This window comes from Salicibibacter cibi (assembly GCF_016495865.1).
In the GTDB taxonomy this organism is placed as follows: domain Bacteria; phylum Bacillota; class Bacilli; order Bacillales; family Marinococcaceae; genus Salicibibacter; species Salicibibacter cibi.
In genome coordinates this window covers 568,595-586,450 of record NZ_CP054706.1, presented here as the reverse complement: position 1 = coordinate 586,450, position 17,856 = coordinate 568,595, and the positions used below count along the sequence as shown (strand labels likewise).

General features: G+C 46.2%; 16 protein-coding genes. 8 read left to right on the top strand and 8 right to left on the bottom strand.

Annotated features, from left to right (window positions below; genetic code table 11):
* Positions 1-245: 245 nt before the first annotated feature.
* Genes HUG20_RS02870 through HUG20_RS02860 form a run of 3 tightly spaced genes read right to left on the bottom strand, consistent with a single transcriptional unit; the run spans position 246 to position 3,076 of the window.
* On the bottom strand, positions 246-1,043 hold the full coding sequence (locus tag HUG20_RS02870) for an ABC transporter ATP-binding protein (RefSeq protein WP_200090362.1): 798 nt from the start codon (positions 1,041-1,043) through the stop codon (positions 246-248).
* Positions 1,018-2,034: an ABC transporter permease gene (locus HUG20_RS02865; RefSeq protein WP_200087853.1), complete on the bottom strand. Its 1,017-nt coding sequence runs from the start codon at positions 2,032-2,034 to the stop codon at positions 1,018-1,020. The genes HUG20_RS02870 and HUG20_RS02865 overlap by 26 nt, the downstream gene beginning before the upstream one ends.
* A 19-nt stretch (positions 2,035-2,053) precedes the next feature.
* Complete coding sequence (locus HUG20_RS02860) at positions 2,054-3,076, bottom strand: ABC transporter substrate-binding protein (RefSeq protein ID WP_200087851.1); 1,023 nt, start codon at positions 3,074-3,076, stop codon at positions 2,054-2,056.
* Between the two features lie 176 nt (positions 3,077-3,252).
* On the opposite strand from HUG20_RS02860, the gene HUG20_RS02855 reads away from it, so the two are divergent.
* The 3 genes from HUG20_RS02855 to nhaC all read left to right on the top strand — a co-directional run bounded on the left by HUG20_RS02855 (position 3,253) and on the right by nhaC (position 6,046).
* Positions 3,253-3,924, top strand: a complete 672-nt coding sequence (locus tag HUG20_RS02855; protein ID WP_200087849.1) for a type 1 glutamine amidotransferase domain-containing protein — start codon at positions 3,253-3,255, stop codon at positions 3,922-3,924.
* Positions 3,925-4,015: 91 nt separating this feature from the next.
* Positions 4,016-4,594, top strand: coding sequence for a hypothetical protein (locus tag HUG20_RS02850; protein ID WP_200087847.1), 579 nt, complete (start codon positions 4,016-4,018; stop codon positions 4,592-4,594).
* Positions 4,595-4,654: 60 nt separating this feature from the next.
* Entirely contained in the window at positions 4,655-6,046 is a 1,392-nt protein-coding gene (gene nhaC, locus HUG20_RS02845; RefSeq protein WP_246476510.1) for a Na+/H+ antiporter NhaC, read from the top strand.
* A gap of 209 nt (positions 6,047-6,255) precedes the next feature.
* Here the strand turns inward: nhaC and HUG20_RS02840 are convergent, their stop codons facing one another.
* The 5 genes from HUG20_RS02840 to HUG20_RS02820 form a co-directional block, all read right to left on the bottom strand.
* Positions 6,256-7,161: a nuclease-related domain-containing protein gene (locus tag HUG20_RS02840; RefSeq protein ID WP_200087845.1), complete on the bottom strand. Its 906-nt coding sequence runs from the start codon at positions 7,159-7,161 to the stop codon at positions 6,256-6,258.
* A 75-nt stretch (positions 7,162-7,236) separates the two neighbouring features.
* The gene (locus HUG20_RS02835; RefSeq protein ID WP_200087843.1) at positions 7,237-9,117 is read right to left on the bottom strand and encodes a PTS fructose transporter subunit IIABC; all 1,881 of its coding nucleotides are present in this window, start codon (positions 9,115-9,117) and stop codon (positions 7,237-7,239) included.
* 11 nt (positions 9,118-9,128) lie between these two features.
* Complete coding sequence (gene pfkB, locus HUG20_RS02830) at positions 9,129-10,049, bottom strand: 1-phosphofructokinase (RefSeq protein ID WP_200087841.1); 921 nt, start codon at positions 10,047-10,049, stop codon at positions 9,129-9,131.
* On the bottom strand, positions 10,046-10,801 hold the full coding sequence (locus tag HUG20_RS02825; protein ID WP_200087839.1) for a DeoR/GlpR family DNA-binding transcription regulator: 756 nt from the start codon (positions 10,799-10,801) through the stop codon (positions 10,046-10,048). The genes pfkB and HUG20_RS02825 overlap by 4 nt, the downstream gene beginning before the upstream one ends.
* 365 nt (positions 10,802-11,166) lie before the next feature.
* A complete protein-coding gene (locus HUG20_RS02820) occupies positions 11,167-12,198 on the bottom strand; it encodes an AbrB family transcriptional regulator (protein ID WP_200087837.1) in 1,032 nt (343 codons plus the stop codon).
* A 168-nt stretch (positions 12,199-12,366) separates the two neighbouring features.
* Here HUG20_RS02820 and HUG20_RS02815 point away from each other — a divergent pair, with 168 nt between their 5' ends.
* The 5 genes from HUG20_RS02815 (at position 12,367) to HUG20_RS02795 (ending at position 17,833) form a co-directional block, all read left to right on the top strand.
* Positions 12,367-13,935 carry a sensor histidine kinase gene (locus HUG20_RS02815; RefSeq protein WP_200087836.1) on the top strand — a complete coding sequence of 523 codons (1,569 nt, stop codon included), beginning with the start codon at positions 12,367-12,369 and terminating at the stop codon, positions 13,933-13,935.
* An 11-nt stretch (positions 13,936-13,946) separates the two neighbouring features.
* Entirely contained in the window at positions 13,947-14,639 is a 693-nt protein-coding gene (locus tag HUG20_RS02810) for a response regulator (RefSeq protein WP_200087834.1), read from the top strand.
* Positions 14,640-14,861: 222 nt separating this feature from the next.
* Positions 14,862-15,836 carry a tripartite tricarboxylate transporter substrate binding protein gene (locus HUG20_RS02805; protein ID WP_200087832.1) on the top strand — a complete coding sequence of 325 codons (975 nt, stop codon included), beginning with the start codon at positions 14,862-14,864 and terminating at the stop codon, positions 15,834-15,836.
* A 16-nt stretch (positions 15,837-15,852) separates the two neighbouring features.
* Positions 15,853-16,302 carry a tripartite tricarboxylate transporter TctB family protein gene (locus HUG20_RS02800; protein ID WP_200087829.1) on the top strand — a complete coding sequence of 150 codons (450 nt, stop codon included), beginning with the start codon at positions 15,853-15,855 and terminating at the stop codon, positions 16,300-16,302.
* 19 nt (positions 16,303-16,321) lie between these two features.
* Entirely contained in the window at positions 16,322-17,833 is a 1,512-nt protein-coding gene (locus HUG20_RS02795; protein WP_246476617.1) for a tripartite tricarboxylate transporter permease, read from the top strand.
* Positions 17,834-17,856: the final 23 nt, after the last annotated feature.

The window sequence follows — 17,856 nt, the reverse complement described above, 5'->3', positions numbered from 1 at the left end:
GTTGTATACGATATAATCACAGAGCGATCGTCGAATATTATATCGTGTATAGAAGCTGATTGGTTGAACCCATCCATATTGAGAGCAAGAATGTAGCATCATTCTTATTTTTTCGTCCCACCCTTTTTTGGCTCAATGGCTCGATTCACCTTGATTCATGACAAAACACTCGCGATCAAGTTGAACATTTCCCGCGGTCCAAACAGCATGCACACGGCCAATCGCCGAATACATGCCACCCGCGCTCAACCAAGCACTGCCCGGTCATTGGCAAGCTGCTCGCCCTGGATCTTCTGAAACTCGTTAAGCAATTGTTCGATCGTGAGCGCTTGCTTCTCTTCTCCCGACGCTTCGAAAATAATCTTTCCTTTATCCATCATGATTAAGCGATTGCCCAGATCCAATGCTTGTTGCATATTGTGCGTCACCATCAACGTCGTCAATCGCGTTTCTTCAACGATGTCTTTTGTAATGCCGGTGATCAGTTCTGCGCGCGATGGATCCAGGGCGGCGGTATGCTCATCAAGCAAAAGAATCGAAGGTGTTGTGAAGGTTGCCATCAGCAAGGACAATGCCTGGCGTTCCCCGCCGGAGAGAAAACCGACCTTCGCCGACAGGCGATCTTCCAGCCCGAGGCCGAGGGTCGCAAGTTTTTCTTTAAAATACGTTCTTCTTTTTTTTGTGACACCAACAGAAAATACGGAGCGTTTTTTCGTACGGTTATAAGCCATCGACATGTTCTCTTCGATGGTCATCGATGGCGCCGTGCCGGCCATGGGGTCTTGAAACACACGGCCGATAAACATGGAACGTTCATATTCGGCAAGCCTAGTCACATTTCGACCATCAATCTCCACATCACCGACATCCGGGGTCAATTTTCCCGAAACCATATTCATGAGCGTTGACTTCCCGGCCCCGTTACTGCCAATAACCGTCACAAAATCTCCCGGCTCTAGGGTAAGGTTAGCGTCCTCGAGCGCGCTCTTTTCGTCGACCGTTCCTTCATTAAACACTTTATAGATCTGACTTAGCCGAAGCAGAACCGCTCCCTCCTTCATCTTCCTGTTTCAATTGGCGCGCTTTGCGGGATCTGCGTTTGCGCTCTTTTTGATTTTCGAGCATTTTCGGAATGACAAGGGCGCCGACCACGATTACCGCGGTAATTAACTGCATATCGCCGGTTTCCAAGAAGTCAACCCGAAGGGCGAGCGCCACAACCATTCGATAGATGACGGCACCGCAAATCACGGCGAGGGTGATTTTAAAAATAGACCCTTTTCCAAAGAGCGCTTCCCCAATAATAACAGAGGCGAGCCCGATAATAATCATCCCGATCCCCATGTTTACATCGGCAAAACTGCTATATTGGGTCACAATCGCCCCCGATAACGCAACAAAACCATTAGAAATGCCGAGTCCCAATATTTTTAATCGGTCCGTATTGGCCGACAGACTGCGAATCATATCCGGATTGTCTCCCGTCGCCCGTAAGGCAAGGCCCACTTCCGTTTTTAAAAAATAATCGGTAAACGCTTTTACAAGGACGATGATAAGAATCGCCAATAATAGCACTGCCCACGTCGATGGGATAAACGGAATGCCAACCGCGGCCAAGGCGCCATTTACCCAATCATCGATCGGAAGGCCAGCCCAAAAATCGGAAAACATGGAAATGATCGTGTTGTCATTCATCAAGGAAATGTTCGGGCTGTTTCCCATAATCCGCAAATTAATGGAGTACAACGCGATCATCATTAAAATCCCCGACAACAACGGATTGATTTTTCCTTTGGCGTGCAGGGTTCCCGTGATGCAGCCGGCGATAAAACCGGCGATCAAGGCGGCGATTGTCGCCACAATCGCCGAATACCCGGCGACAATCATAACGGCCGCGACCGCCCCGCCGGTGACAAAACTTCCATCGACCGTTAAATCCGGAAAATTAAGCACCCGAAACGACAAATAAACGCCGAGAGCCATAATGCCATAAATAAGTCCAAGTTCAATCGAGCCAAAGATGGCGGTGAACATGCCTCTTCACCTCGACTTCCTATTCATTAATAATCTCATCTGCCAGGTCATCCCAGCTGTCATCCCACTCAATGTCCATCCGCTCGGCTGCCCCTTCATTAAAAACGAGCTCCAATTCCGGCGGAAATTCCACGGCCAAAGTCTCTGGGTCCGCTTCACCGTTCAACACGTCGATCGCCATTTCTCCTGTTACATAGCCAATATCATGGTAAGAAAACCCGAAACCGGCAAACCCGCCTGCTTCTACGGAATCAAGCTCGCCGACAAACAGCGGCAACCCTTCATCTTCAGCGACACCGATAACGGAATCAAGTCCCGAGACGACTTCATTATCAGTGATAATATAAAATGCATCGATATTCCCAACTAAACTTTCCGCAGCACTTTGCACATCAGCAGACGTTTGGACCGTTGCCGTCTGTACGCTCATACCGGCTTCTTCTGCTGCTTCTTCTGCTATTCCCACCTGATATTCCGAGTTTTGCTCACCGGCGTTATACACCATACCGATCGTCTCCACATCCAGTTCGTCGCCCATCAACTCAACCGATTGCGAAATGGCGTCGGGATGCAGATCCATCGTTCCCGTCGTATTTCCGCCCGGCGCATCAATCGAATCAACCAACTCTGCCCCTTCCGGATCAGTGACGGACGTGAACATAACCGGAATATCATCGGTGGACGACGTCATGATTTGAGCCGCAGGTGTGGCATTTGCGAAAATTAAATCAACATCGTCTCCGACGAATGTATCCGCGACCGTTTGTATCACGTTCATGTCACCGCTTGCATTTTGCTCATCATACGTGACGTCAAGCCCGGATTCCTCGATCGCTTCTTTAAACCCTTCCGTTGCTTGATCCAACGACGGATGATCAGCGTATTGCACGACGCCAATGTCATAACTTTCCCCATCCGCTGCATCCCCGTTCTCTTCACCGGCCGCCGCGTCCTCTGTATCTGTATCTTCATCTCCACAGGCGGTCAGCAACGCTGAAAGTAAAACAATAGACCCTATCTGAAACATCCCCTGCTTTTTCATTTCATCACTCTCCCTCTAAAATTTAATCCTTTACTCCTTTAATGTTTTTTTTCGTTAAAGTAAATTATAACCTTTTTGCATAAAAATTCAATGGTATTTTCCCCCGCGCTTATGTTTATGCTTCTATTTTTTTCGGGTATTGGCATGGTGTACCTAAGCAAAAGGAGTGAAGCTCTATGGCTAACAATAAAAAAATACTGATGGTCGTCACCAACGGCCAAGAAATGAGCAATGGGCACTTTGCAGGCATCTGGCTTTCTGAATTCGCCGAGCCGTATGAGGAATTGCGAGCAAATGGGTATGAGGTAACCGTCGTAAGTCCGAAAGGCGGGGAATCTCGCATTGACAAAAATAGTTTGGAAAATGACACCATTCCGGTCGGCTGGCAAGAAATTGCGAAGCTTTTAAAAAATACGGAAGCGATCGATCACGTGAACGCCGATGATTACGACGGCATTTTCCTCCCCGGCGGACACGGAACGATGTTTGATTTCCCCGAGAACGCCAAGCTTCATTCTTTGCTTCGCAATTTCGCGGAAGACGACAAATCGATCGGGGCCGTTTGCCACGGACCAGCCGGTTTGGTTGACGCTACCCTGAACGACGGAACACCGATCGTAAAAAATAAAACCATCACGGCATTCACCGATTCCGAAGAACGTGGCGTACAATTGGAAAACGAAGTTCCTTTTTTGTTGGAATCGCAGCTGCGAGAACAAGGTGCCGCTTTTGTAACGGCAGACGATTGGACGGAAAACACGCAAACGGACGGCAAACTCGTGACCGGGCAAAACCCGCAATCGTCCGTGAACGTGGCAAAGCAATTGGTGAAAACATTAGAAGGGTGAATGTCCGGGCATGTATTTGAAAGTACATGCCCTTCTTCGTTTAGTCTGCCTCCTTCGCGGGTAAAATGAACCATGCACTGGAGGTGGACGAATGTTTGATTTACTTGACCTTTTACGTTTACTCGTGTCGATCTTTTTTATCTTGCCGATTGTATCCGTCATTCGTGAAGCGGGTTATTATTTAGCTGCAACTCTCATGCGCGCGACAAACAAGCATATCGTCGTCGGCGCCGGTCCGGTGTTATTTCGTCTCCCTTCCATCGAAGTCCGCCGGTATTTTTTTATGACGAGCTGGATCACCTACGATGAAATTCGCCCGGACCATAAATTTTGGCATATTTTGATTTATGCTTCCCCGATGCTTAGCAATATTATCGTGGCCATCATTATCAATACACTGCTCGGTGCCGAAATTTTGGGCGGAGAAATTTTTTGGAATACGTTTTTATTTTATACGTTCTATTTTGTGCTTTTTGATGCCTTGCCGGTCTATCAACCCGATGGACAACCGACAAACGGACGGGCGATTTACGATGTCATTCGCCACAACCACTGGCACACGTCAGAACGAAGCTACGACGATCCCAACCACCCCGCCGCGCGAACGAAAGAGCAGGAAGAAACGATCAAAAACCGGGACAGGGACATGGAACAAAAGGAAGATAGTTGATCCTCGTGTTAACGTCTATTACAATGGCCCTTTACCGCTTTAAAGAGAGGAGATGCCACCGTGGAAAATAAAGCTGGTTTACGTGGGTCCATGTTGGTTTTATTTATCGTTATTCTCGTTCTTGCGATTAGCATTCTTCATTATGAAGCAGCCCCCCATATTCCGATTTTAATCGGGGCGATGATTGTTACCATTTATGGTTTCATGATCGGTTATAAATGGGATTACATGGAAAAAGCGATGGTTAACGGCATCGCGCAAGGAATCGCCCCGATCTTGATCCTCAGTTTAATCGGGACACTCATTGGCGTCTGGGTGTTGAATGGCACCGTCCAAACCATTACATATTTTGGTTTACAGCTTTTATCTCCCGCCACGTTTCTCGTCTCCACCGTGGTCATCACCGCGATTGTGGCAACGATGGTCGGAAGTTCATTAAGTGCGATGGGGACGATCGGTGTCTCGCTCATGGGGGTCGCCTACGGGATGGATGTGTCACCGGCAATGGCTGCGGGGGCGATCGTGAGCGGCGCGATTTTCGGCGATAAATTGTCGCCCCTTTCCGATACGACCAACCTTGCCGCCGCGACAGCGAAAACAAATATTTTTGAACACATTCGCCATATGTTATGGACGACGATCCCGGCGCTTGTTATAACCTTACTTATTTTTGGTGGTATCGGGTTTGCCACAGCGCAAGGGACGGCAGATACGAGCCAAATCGAAGAAATGATGCAGGTGTTGCAAGCTGAATTTACGATTAGCGTTGTGACGCTTGTATCGCCATTGCTTATCATCGGTTTGGCCGTCGCGCGGGTGAAGCCGATCCCTTCATTGGCACTGGGACTTATCGTTGCGGCTTTGACAACATTTGTCACAGCACCCGGCAGCACACTTGGTGATATCATGGCAGCCGCTCATTCCGGCTTTACCGCTGAAACCGGCTTTGAAGCCATTGACGAGCTCCTGTCACTGGGAGGCTTGGAAGACATGCTCTTCGGGATATCGCTGATTATTATCGCGCTCGCGTTCGGCGGTATCATTCAAGGGATCGGTATAACCGAAGCATTAATCGGGGGGCTGCAGCGGGTGCTCAAAAGCCGGGGCAATACGATCGCATCTACATTGGCCTCTTGTCTCGGTGTCAATATCGCAACCGGCGAGCAATATTTATCGCTCATTTTGCCCGGCCAAATGTACGAAGAGGCGTATCGAAGGCACAATCTTCATCCGAAAAACTTAAGCCGAACGATTGAAGACGGCGGAACCATCCTCCATCCACTCGTCCCCTGGGGTGTCATCGGTGCATTCGTCATGACAACGTTGAACGTAGGGATGGACTATGTGTTTTTTGTGTTTCTTAGTCTTGTAACGCCGTTTATCGCGCTGTTTTATGCGTATACTGGATGGACGCTGACGAAGCGGGATGAGCAGGAAGATTCCGGGGAATAAGGGATGACGGGGATTATTCATAGCAGAAATAGCGCTTATGTCGCGTCCCTATGTCTGGGATCTTATACCATCTATAGGGACAGTGTACTTGCACCGCATCCCCCTAAATAGTAAATTTTTCTATCCAAAAGGACGTTGGAGCTTACCACGTCCTTTTTTTCGGTATATTATTCCATTTGAAGGGGCGTGGCAGTGGCTTCACTCAAGCATCAATCAATATAATACGAGTATCGTCCATTTCTGACGAGTTTGAAATGTTTGGTAAGCACTCTTATAACTGTTTTTCTATCCCCTTGCATTCCGCACCATTCATACATAGCTTGATTGGTCACTTTTCTCTCCGGGAAAAGAAATTTGTATTCCTCTACATTCCTGATAACGCCAGTTTCTACTTTTTCGACATAGGCACAGTGATCACAGTAAAAGGTTTTCCCTTGATGTGACATGATGGCAGCGCACCTCACACAAACAACACCCTTTTTCAATTGATCATAATCATATTCCGGGAAGCGAGCATTTGGAGACACTGGCAAATGGAGGGAGAGTAACTTTTCGGCAAGTATCTCGTGTTTATGAAGGAGTTTGGAAGGTGTGTGATTCAATTTTTTCATAAATCGTTGCAGTTGGGGCGGGAATGCGGCAGGGAGCTGTGGTGGCGCGTTGTACAACATGAATTGCGGATTTGGAAAAATAAGTGTGGACTCGATCGGAAAGCTCATTCGGTGATGTTGGAGTAATTGTCGCAGTAGAGACTCAGCCCGTCGAAGCTGAGGTAAAGGGTTCGTGACTTCGGTGCCGGGCAACGTGTACCAGTTATCGGATTTGATACAAAGGTCGCCTTCATTATTTTTCGAATCAAAAAGATGCATCTTTTCCTGAAAAATTAGCAAGGTGTCGATTTGAAAAAGCTTTCGGTTATGTTCGAGCAGCAAATCGTTCAACACAAGGCATTCAGCCGAAAGCCCTTCCTCCAGCCAAGCATCCATCCGTCGTTCGCCGGCGAAGCCCTTCTCCAGGTTCAAGTAATACTGTTGATCCACAAGTTCCTTTCGCGGTTTCAATAATCGAAAAACTTTTAATTCAGGGGGTTCTTCACGTGACTTGATAATATTCATGGCTCACTTCCTTTCAACAACAGTATAGCAGATCAGGAAAGCCCACGCACGCGCTGCGCGAGCTCCCCCTTTCATTCATTTCAACGTTTTTTTCCAAAATCCGAGCATGAGACCTGTGACAATCGCGCCAACCACGATCGCGAAGATATAACCGAGCGTATTCGTTACGGCCGGCGTCAACATGGTGATCAATCCGCCGTGCCCGGCTTGCAAGGTAACACCGAAAAGCAGAGAAAGCCCTCCGGCAACGGAGGATCCAACAATAGCAGAAGGAAGTACTCGTCCTGGGTCCGCCGCGGCAAACGGAATGGCCCCTTCGGTGACGAAGAATGAGCCTAAAATATAATTGGTTCGGCCCGAATCTCGTTGTTCAACGGTAAACTTATTTTTAAAGAAAGTGGTTGCCAGTGCAATGCCGAGCGGCGGAACCATCCCGCCGGCCATAACTGCAGCATGGGGACCAAACTGACCGGCATCAATCATGGCAAGGCCAAAGGTGAACGCCGCTTTGTTTACGGGACCGCCTAAGTCAACCGCCATCATCCCACCAAGGATCACTCCGAGTATGGCAATGTTCCCGGCTTGCATGCCATCCAACCAATTCTGGAGGAATAATGTAAAGGCAGCGAGCGGTTCAATAAGCACGAAATGCATGACGATCCCTATGACAAAAATACTGATTAAGGGGTAAAAAAGGATCGTTTTAATGCCGTCAAATGTTGCCGGAAGTCCGGAAAATAATTTTTTCAACCCTAAAATCAGATATCCCGCCAAGAAACCGGCAATGATCCCGCCGATAAAACCGGCGTCTCCCGTTGTGGCCATAAAACCACCGACCATGCCGGGTGCCAAACCGGGACGATCCGCGATGCTCATCGCAATAAAACCGGCAAGCACAGCAACCATTAGCCCGAAGGCATGCTCACCGCCAATGGAATCAAGCGCGGCGGCAAATACATTATAATCCGATGAATTCGGATCGGCTGCATCAACGCCGAAGAAAAACGACAAAGCAATCAAGATTCCGCCGCCAACGACAAACGGCAACATATGCGAGACGCCGTTCATTAAGTGCTTATAAAATCCGAAACCGCCTCCGCCGCCGGATTTCGCGGAAGATTCACCACCGCTTCCGCCGGATCCTTTATGAATAGGCGCGTCTTGGCTTGTCGCCCGGTCGATGAGCGACGCAGCATTACGAATGCCGTCACCAACGCTCGCCTGAATGAGCGGTTTCCCGTCGAAACGGTCGGTGTCCACTTTTGTATCAGCCGCAATGATGATCGCGTCCGCAGCAGCGATTTCTTCTGTGGTGAGGGGATCTTTTACACCATCAGAACCGTTCGTCTCCACTTTAATGCTGATATTTCGATTTTTAGCTTCATCCTTTAACCCGTCGGCGGCCATATAGGTATGAGCGATTCCGGTTGGACAACCGGTAACACCCAATAGACGATGGTATTCATTTTCTTCCGAGCTTTCTTCTTCGCTTCCGAGTTTCTCTTTTTCCTTCTCATCAATCGCTGCCAAAATCGCTTCTTTCGACTCCGCTTCCAACAATTGTGCACGGAACGATTCATCCATGAGCAACGTCGACAATCGTGATAATGTCTGCAAATGATCCTGATGGGCGCCTTCACTTGCGGCGATCATGAAAAAAAGGTGCGCCGGCTGTCCGTCAAGCGACTCGTAATCAATGCCCGCTTCTGAACGCCCAAACACGATCGAAGGTGTTTTCACGGCACTCGTTTTCGCGTGGGGAATCGCGACTCCTTCACCGATGCCCGTGCTGCTTTCGGACTCACGTTTCTCGATTTCTGCTTTGAATTCATCACGATCGTCTAAATAACCGTTTTCGTCGAGTGTCGCCGTTAATTCCTCAATGACATCGTCCTTAGAGGTAGATGCCAGATTTAAGATCATCGTCTCTGAACGTAATAATTCAGTAATTTTCACAATGCTCCCCCCTAGATATTTATCCGCTCACTGTGCATAATACTGCTATAATGATCCACGTCTGCTTTCGTGCAAAATCCTTCAGAGAAAGCACTCGCGCTCCCTGCGGCCACCGCATAGATCGCCGCTTTCTGCGGATCATTCGTTTTTTCATACTTTGCCAGAAAGCCTGCGACTGTTGAGTCTCCGGCTCCTACAGAGTTGACGAGTTTTCCGTGGGGAGATTCAATGTGAACGACTTGTTCTTCGTGTATATAGAGCGCTCCCCGACTTGCCATGGAGACGAGCACATGAGATACGTCGTAGTCGGTTTGCAACTTTTTCCCATAAAAAGCTGCTTGTTCAAGCGATACAATCGGAACGTTATACAGCTCTGCAAGCTCATGATGGTTCGGTTTAATAAAAAATGGTTGCGCGCGCAACGCTTCATGAAGAGCATCACCATTTGTATCGACACAACAACGGATGCCTTTAGCTGTCAATGTGTGTACAATATCGTGGTACGTGCCGGAAGATACTGTTTCAGGTATGCTTCCTGCCAAAACGAGTATATCTCCCTCCTGTAACAACTCGAGTTTTTGTTTTAACGCCTCCATATGTGCTGCAGAAATTTGCGGAGACTGTCCGTTAATCTCAGTTTCTTCAAATGTTTTCAATTTAATGTTCAATCGTGTGTCTCCATCGATGGGCACAAAATCGGCACGAATGTCCTCTGCTGCAAGGGAGTCTTCAATAAAACGACCGGTAAAACCACCAAGAAAGCCAAACGCTACATTGTCTTGCCCAAGGCGATTGAGCACCCAGGAGACGTTAATCCCTTTCCCTCCTGGATACTTCAGGTCACTTTCCGATCTATGGAGGCGGCCAAGTTCAAAATCGGATATCCGCACGATATAATCCACCGCTGGATTAAGCGTTAATGTATAGATCACATTTTGACAGTCCTTACTTCTGTATAGTCTTGATAACGTTCACGATCGATGCCCGCTGCTACGTCAGAGGTAATAAATGCCGCGTCTGCAAGCTCGGCAACTTTCGCAAATGATACCTCTCCAAGCTTGGAATGATCGGCGAGCACATATGCCTGAGTTCCCAGCTGAAGAACGGTTTCTTTTACAATCGCTTCTTCCGGATCCGGCGTCGTGTACCCATGTTGCTCGTGCACACCGTTCATGCCGAGGAAACAGTGATCGAAACGATATGCCGATAGCGCGCTCACTACTTTCGAGCCGATAAGCGCGGCGGTTTCTTTTTTAACCCGGCCGCCTGTGACATACGTTTCAATGCCATAGTCAATCAAACGCTGGACATGTTGCGTCCCGTTTGTCACGACGATGACGTCCTTTTCAGTCAGAAAAGGGATCATCTCGATCGTTGTCGTCCCGGCATCGAGAAAAATACAATCTTTGTGCTGAACGAGCCCAGCTGCATAACTGGCAATGGTTATTTTCTCCGTCCGATTTTTGGACGTTTTCTCCGCGATCGTCGGTTCTTCTTTCCTCCTTTTCACGAGGGATGCACCCCCGTGGACTCTTTTGAGTTGTTGTTCTTTTTCCAAATCAATTAAATCCCTGCGAATAGTCGATTCCGATGCCTCTGTTTTGTCGGTCAATTGCTGGACCGAGACATTTTCTTTATCCCGTAACAGCTGAAGGATCGCTTCCTGTCGTTCTACGTGTAACATTACACACCTCGTCTTTAGTAAGCGTATACATATTAGAATATATTCATTTTCATTTAAAGTCAATCAAAAACATTCAAATTCGATCATATACCGCGAAATAATTGAAAAAGAATAGGGAAGCTGCTTCATTAACAGCTTCCCTTGCGATTGTGTTCTACTTGCTACAAAGTATCCCATCTACCATGAGCTCTTCATCGTTAACCGCTACCCTGCATTTCCCAAGTCCAGCCGCTGCGAACGGATGCCTAATGGACGTTTGGCTGATAAATCATCGATTTTGGCTGATATCCTTCGATTTCCAGCTGATAAACCGCCGGTTTCGGTTGATATACGTAGGCAGGGATATCACCTCAACTTTCTCGGCATCATGACCTGTCCTTCATCAACCACCGAAACAAGAAAGGCAAAACGATAAAAATGGAGATCACGCGTATAATATGTAAGCTCGCAACAAGCGTCGGTTCGATTTGCAGCGCAACGGCTGTTGAGGCCATTTCGGCCGCACCGGCCGGGACTGTACTTAAAAGGCTCGTCAAATAGGAAAGGGGCGTTAACCAAAAAAACAATACGGCAATCCCAAGGCTGCATAAGAGGTACAGGCCCAGCACCTTCAAACTTGCAAATCCAATTGATTTTAATCGCACAACGGTACTTCTTTCGAAACGTATGCCGACCATGGCTCCGATTAATCCTTGCCCTATTCCGGAAACATATCCAGGCACCTCACCGATATTGACGACAAATTCACTACCCAGAAATCCGAATGCAATAGAGTAGATCAAAATACCGCCCGGAAAAGAAATGAGTCGATTCAAAACATAGGACCCCAAAATAATGATGGCGAAAAAAGAAATCTGTAAAGTTGTTGGGATTAGCAGCGCTTCCGATGGCATGTCCATATTTCCTTGTCCATACACCATCCCTATGCCAAACGGGATAATGAGCACAAACATCGTAATTCGCGCAGTATGAAAGGAAGCAACGATACGTTGATCCGCTCCGTAGTCACTGGAAATCGCAATTACTTCTGATGCCCCTCCCGGAATTGTACAAAAAAAAGCGGTTCGTCGATCCAGATCTGTCCAACGATCAAGAAAGATACCAAGTAAAAGCCCGGTTAGCAGCGTTAACACTAATGTAATAAATAATGGAAAAAGATAATGGGTTAATTGCTGAAATAAGTCTGACTCCATGATAATTCCGATATTTATGCCTACCATCGCCAAGGCCATTTGAAACGGCCATCCGGAAAAATCAAACGCACGTATAAATAACCCATAAAATATTCCTGTCAGCAAACCGCCAAGCAACCAACCGGCCGGAACACCTATCGATGAAAAAAAACCTCCGACCATTAGTGCCACGGCTAGAAACAATAGCTTATAAACCCTCATCATTATACACGGCTTTCTTCATGTCATGTTCCTATACGCTTCCTTCTGTCAATCCTTTGCTTCATACCCACCTCATATTTTAACGCCGATTGGCCATCTTGATAACCATAAGATAAAATATAGAGACACGCAATGACCCATCGCCGTCATCGTAAACAGGAGGATTTTACTATGCGCCTCTTTAAACACGCAACCGTTCGCACGCGTATTGTTTCCATTTTCTTGTTAATAACATTCTTACTTTTGTTCGTATGGATGGCTATTTTTGCAAAGATAGAAATTCAAAATGTAGAGCAAGAGTATGCTCAATTATCAAGGCAGGCAGCAAATAGCCTTGCTTTTATGCCTGCAATGGCAGAAGCAATTACCAATGATGAACAAATGGAGGCTCAAGAGATTATTAATCAGCTTCAACTGCAAGCAGATAACCCGATCATCACCGCTGTTTCGCATGATGGCTATTATGTCTATCACCCAGAAGATGAAAAAATAGGCGAAAACGTGGATGATGGTCAGTTTACCTCGGCTATCGCATTTGGTTCTTTTATCACTGAAGAAGATGATGGTGTTTTCGGCCCATCAATGGTGACAACTGCTCCCATCTATGAATCGGTGGGGGAAGCAGATCAAGTCGTAGGTGCGGTAACGGTTGAATATTTGTATGAAGATATTAACGCCTCGGTTTTTGACAAATTACTGCGCCTGGGCTTTGTAGCAATATTGGGTGTTGTCGGAAGCATTGGAGGCGCGATCATCCTCGGAAAAAATATTCGTCGTGATACACTGGGAATGGAACCGGCGGAAATTGCCGGATTATATCGAGAACGGGAAGGGATGCTCGATTCTGTAAAAGAAGGTGTAGTTGCTGTTAATCAAGAAAAACAAGTAACCTTGTTAAACCCGGCAGCACAAACGATATTGAATGATCTGAACCTTACGGAGGAAAGTGTGTTCATCGATGTGCTTGGATTATCGGAAACGTTGGAAAATGGCGATATTGTTGATGACGATGAACGTATGCATAACGATCAAGTGTTAATTGCAAACCGGCGTCCGCTTTATGACGGAGAACAAATCGTCGGTGCCATTTGCAGTTTTCGGGATAAAACCGACATGAAACAACTTCGGGAAACGATCATTCAAGTACAGGGATACTCTGATGGATTGCGTGCGCAAGCGCACGAATATAAAAATAAGCTTTACGTCATTATGGGATTGCTGCAATTGGGAAATGACAAAGAAGCGCTTGAATTAATTGAGAAAGAAACGACCGTTTCGACAACAACAATGCCTCTTTTTCACTCGATTAAAGACCCCGGAGCCCAAGCAATTCTTCTCGGAAAAATGGCAAAAGCAGCAGAGAAAAAAATTCATTTATGGGTGGATGAAAATAGCACGCTTGAACGAACATCCTACCCGGCATCCGACGTGGCTGTCATGCTCGGAAATTTGCTCGATAATGCCATTGAAGAAGTTGCTTCGGAGATTAAAAAAGAAATCACTGTATTTATTACGGACATAGGAAACGACATTGTAATCGATGTCCAAGATTCGGGACCGGGCATCGACCGGGAATTGCAATCGGAAATATTTCAAAAAGGTTCTTCTTATAAAGGAGAAGGGCGTGGCTTCGGCCTGTCCAATGTGTTGGAAACCGCACGGAAGTACGGGGGTAACGTTGATGTTTCAAGCCCCGTTGAAGGAGGTACAGTTTTTTCGTTATACTTACCTAAACATTAGGAGTGATGGGTATGAACGTCATCATCGCAGAAGACGATTATCGTGTATCCCTGTTACACGAACAATACTTACAGGCCTTTTCCTCCATCCATGTCGTCGGCAAAGCGTTAAACGGCGAAGAATTAAAAGCACTTTTGGCAAAAGAACAACCCCAACTGATTTTACTTGATATTTATTTTCCGGATATACATGGGACAGCGCTACTGTCATTCATTCGGACGAACTATCCTCATGTCGACGTGATCATTATATCTGCGTCGGATGATCGCAATGATTTATTAATCGCTAAGCGTCACGGGGTATATTATTATTTTATAAAACCAGTGTCAGCTTCGGATTTTCAGCAAGTGGTTGCACGTTATCTAAGAGACCATGAATGGTTTAAGGAAAAACACCCCTTTCGATCGAAAGATGTTGCGCATCTATTTGGGCACTCGGGAAGCAAACGTTCCCCCGGTAAGCAAAGCGAACTGCCTACCGGCATTGATTTGATCACATTGGAAACGGTAGAAGAACAACTCTCCCATGCAAAAGAAGGATTGACCATCGATGAGACATGTGAGGCTGTAGGCATCTCCCGTACAACAGCAAGACGATACCTGGAATATCTCGTTTCCGCCTCAAAAGCCGAACCGAAGCTAAATTATGGGGTGATCGGACGCCCGGAACGTGTATATGTTAGAAAGCTTGGCGAAAAACCTTAGCTGCACTTATGTAGGTAAGAAAGTTAATTTATACTTTCTTACCTACTAAAAACGCAAGATTAAACATCCTTTGCGAAGGGTGTTTTTATTTGTGGTTTTAAAGGACAAAAAGGCAAAAATAGATAATAAATGATATATGTATGAAATATTGTTGTCGAATTGGTGAACATGATAGATTGTATCAAGCATTCATGAAAACGATTACTAAAGAGGTGAATATACATGCGCAAGCTCATATTTATCCTTGCTGCTCTATCAATGGCAGGGTGTTCAGAGTCAAGTCAAAGCAATGAAGACGCTTTCCCTGAACGTCCCATTGAAATTGTCGCACCCGCTTCCCCGGGGGGCGGTTGGGATATGCAAGCACGTACCGTGCAGCAATCGATCATCCAGGATGATCAGACAGACGAAAACGTCACGGTTGTTAATCAGCCGGGAGGTGGCGGTGAAGTAGGGTGGCAATATTTATTGCAACAGGACGACCCACATGTTGTTTCCGTAAATTCAAGCTTGCTGCTGACAGGGAATCTACTCGGACAAACGGACCTTCACCACGAAGATTTCACTCAACTTGGAATGCTCTCCACAGAATGGTTGGGAGTTGCCGTTCGTGCAGATGCAGAATTTGATAATATTGATGAGGTGATGGATCAACTCAGAGAAGATCCTGAATCCTTGAGTATATCTGTTAGCCCGTCCCTGGGAAGCGGAAACCATCTTTCCTTTGTACAAACCGCCTTAGAAGCCGGAGTAGATCCGGAAGAGTTAAACTTCCTTGTTTATGATAGCGGCGGCGACGCTATGAACCCCATCCTCGGTGGGCACGTTGATATTTTGGTGAACTCTATCTCGGATATGGTTGAACAGTATGAGGCCGATGAAGTCGATATTTTAGCGGTTAGTTCACCTGAAAGGCTTGAGGAATTTCAGGATGTGCCAACCTTGCAGGAGGAAGGCATCGATGTCGTATTCCCCCATTGGCGTGGCATTATGGGACCCCCGGACATGACGAAAGACGAAGCGGAAGCTTGGGAAGAAATATTAAGTTCTGCGGTTGAAACAGAGCAATTTCAGACGGACTTGGAGAATAACGACTTGGATCAGTTATATATGGATAGGGAAGAGACTGAAGCGTTTCTGGAAGAGGAAGAAGAATTTTTTGAAGAAATCATTGAAAGCGTAGAACTCGCGCCATAGGGAGGTTTCAGAACAAATGAGAGCAGTACGCCTATCATTTCCTATTTTTTTCATCACGATAAGTCTTATTTATCTAATCATGATCTTTCAATTGCCTTCGGCGCTGTTGGGAGATCCCTATGCACCAAGATACTTCCCGACGATTGTCGCTGCAGGAATATTGGTTTTTGCAGTGATCGATTTAATTAACGTACGGACAGAGAATGTGGAGACTAATGAAGATCTGGCTGCACTTATCAAAAAGGATTCACTTAAAATCATCGGCGTCATACTTGCTTTATGTGTCGGTTATGCCCTGATTTTTGAATGGCTAGGTTTTCTGATTGCTACGCTTTTATTTTTGGGAGCATTAATGTTTTATCTAAACGGTTATCGCAGATGGGTATTAAATCTAACAGTAACATTGATCTTCTCGTTTAGTTCTTGGTATATATTCAGCCAGCTATTGGAGATCAGTTTGCCGTAGAGGGGAAGGTTTGAAGACGATGGATATGAGTATCATTCTTGATGGGCTGGTCACTGCACTACAGCCGATTAATTTGTTGCTACTGTTATTAGGAGCGTTGTTGGGAACCATTGTCGGTATTTTGCCGGGATTGGGCCCTGCTACGGGGATTGCTGTGCTCATTCCATTAACGTTTGGAATGGAGCCTGTGAGCGCCTTAATATTAATGGCCGCTATTTATTACGGAGCTTTATTCGGTGGTTCAAGAAGTTCGATTTTAATCAATACACCCGGAGACGGATCTTCGGTCGCAGCTACTTTTGATGGTTATCCGATGACGAAAAACGGACAAGCCGGGCAAGCCATGTCCATTGCTGCAATCGCGTCACTTTTTGGCGGCATTATGGCTATTTTTGGATTTATTTTTCTAGCCATCCCACTTGCTGATTTTGCATTAAACTTCGGCCCCGCGGAATTTGTATTGCTATTTTTATTTGCTTTATCGATTGTTGTAACGTTGTCTGTAGGGAATACGATCAAAGGGTTCCTTTCGATGTTTATCGGTTTGGGGATTGCGACCATTGGGGTTGATTTACAATCGGAAGTTCAGCGATTTACTTTTGGCATCCCGGAATTAATCGAAGGCGTTGATTTCATTGTAGTCATTATTGGTATTTATGCCATCGGTGAAGTGCTTTATAATTTGTTCAATACGAATCAGCCAAAAACTACAAATCACAAAATTGGAAGTAAATGGTTCACAAAAGAACAATGGAAGCGTTCTTTAGCCCCCATTATACGGAGCGGACCCATTGGTTTTATCCTCGGTGCTTTGCCGGGATCCGGAGGGACGATCTCTTCCCTGTTTGCCTACAGCGCGCAAAGATCACTATCAAAAAAACCTGAAGAATACGGAAAAGGAAAAGTAGAAGGGTTAGTTGCACCTGAATCTGCAAACAGCGCTTCTGCTGTCGGTGCATTAATCCCGACATTAACAATGGCGATCCCCGGTTCAGGGGCAACGGCGGTTATGCTTGGTGCCTTAATCATGATCGGGATAACCCCGGGGCCTTTGCTTTTTGAAGATAGCCCGGATCTTGTGTGGACGTTAATTAATAGTATGTTCATAGGAAATATTATTCTTGTCATCCTTAACATTGCGTTAGTCGGTGTGCTAATGAAGGTGTTGCATACGCCTCCAAAAGTATTATATCCTATTATTCTTCTTCTATCCTTTATTGGGGTATACACCCTTGGCTATAGCACGGTTGATTTTTATATCTTGTTGATTGCCGGGGTTATTGGGCTTTTAATGCGGGTCATGGACTATCCGGTCGTACCGCTCATTCTCGCGTTAATTGTCGGAGGAGATTTAGAACAAGAATTTCAGCGCTCACTAGTGATCTATGATAATGCACTTGGAATTCTATTCGCTTCACCCATCACCATTGTACTTGGAATATTAACGCTCCTGTCGATCATCTTTCCGTTGTCGAGCGCATGGTTTAAAAGAAAAAGAAGAAGAAAACAAACACCGTCACAATCAACGTAAGCATTGTAAGCTGTTCGGTAATA

What these genes read in the sequence shown, in the direction of transcription:
- HUG20_RS02865 (WP_200087853.1), bottom strand. Translation starts at nt 2,034, where the DNA reads ATGTTCACCGCCATCTTTGGCTCGATTGAACTTGGACTTATTTATGGC.
- HUG20_RS02860 (WP_200087851.1), bottom strand. Translation starts at nt 3,076, where the DNA reads ATGAAAAAGCAGGGGATGTTTCAGATAGGGTCTATTGTTTTACTTTCA.
- HUG20_RS02855 (WP_200087849.1), top strand. Translation starts at nt 3,253, where the DNA reads ATGGCTAACAATAAAAAAATACTGATGGTCGTCACCAACGGCCAAGAA.
- HUG20_RS02850 (WP_200087847.1), top strand. Translation starts at nt 4,016, where the DNA reads ATGTTTGATTTACTTGACCTTTTACGTTTACTCGTGTCGATCTTTTTT.
- HUG20_RS02840 (WP_200087845.1), bottom strand. Translation starts at nt 7,161, where the DNA reads ATGAATATTATCAAGTCACGTGAAGAACCCCCTGAATTAAAAGTTTTT.
- HUG20_RS02825 (WP_200087839.1), bottom strand. Translation starts at nt 10,801, where the DNA reads ATGTTACACGTAGAACGACAGGAAGCGATCCTTCAGCTGTTACGGGAT.
- HUG20_RS02820 (WP_200087837.1), bottom strand. Translation starts at nt 12,198, where the DNA reads ATGATGAGGGTTTATAAGCTATTGTTTCTAGCCGTGGCACTAATGGTC.
- HUG20_RS02815 (WP_200087836.1), top strand. Translation starts at nt 12,367, where the DNA reads ATGCGCCTCTTTAAACACGCAACCGTTCGCACGCGTATTGTTTCCATT.
- HUG20_RS02810 (WP_200087834.1), top strand. Translation starts at nt 13,947, where the DNA reads ATGAACGTCATCATCGCAGAAGACGATTATCGTGTATCCCTGTTACAC.
- HUG20_RS02805 (WP_200087832.1), top strand. Translation starts at nt 14,862, where the DNA reads ATGCGCAAGCTCATATTTATCCTTGCTGCTCTATCAATGGCAGGGTGT.
- HUG20_RS02800 (WP_200087829.1), top strand. Translation starts at nt 15,853, where the DNA reads ATGAGAGCAGTACGCCTATCATTTCCTATTTTTTTCATCACGATAAGT.
- HUG20_RS02795 (WP_246476617.1), top strand. Translation starts at nt 16,322, where the DNA reads ATGGATATGAGTATCATTCTTGATGGGCTGGTCACTGCACTACAGCCG.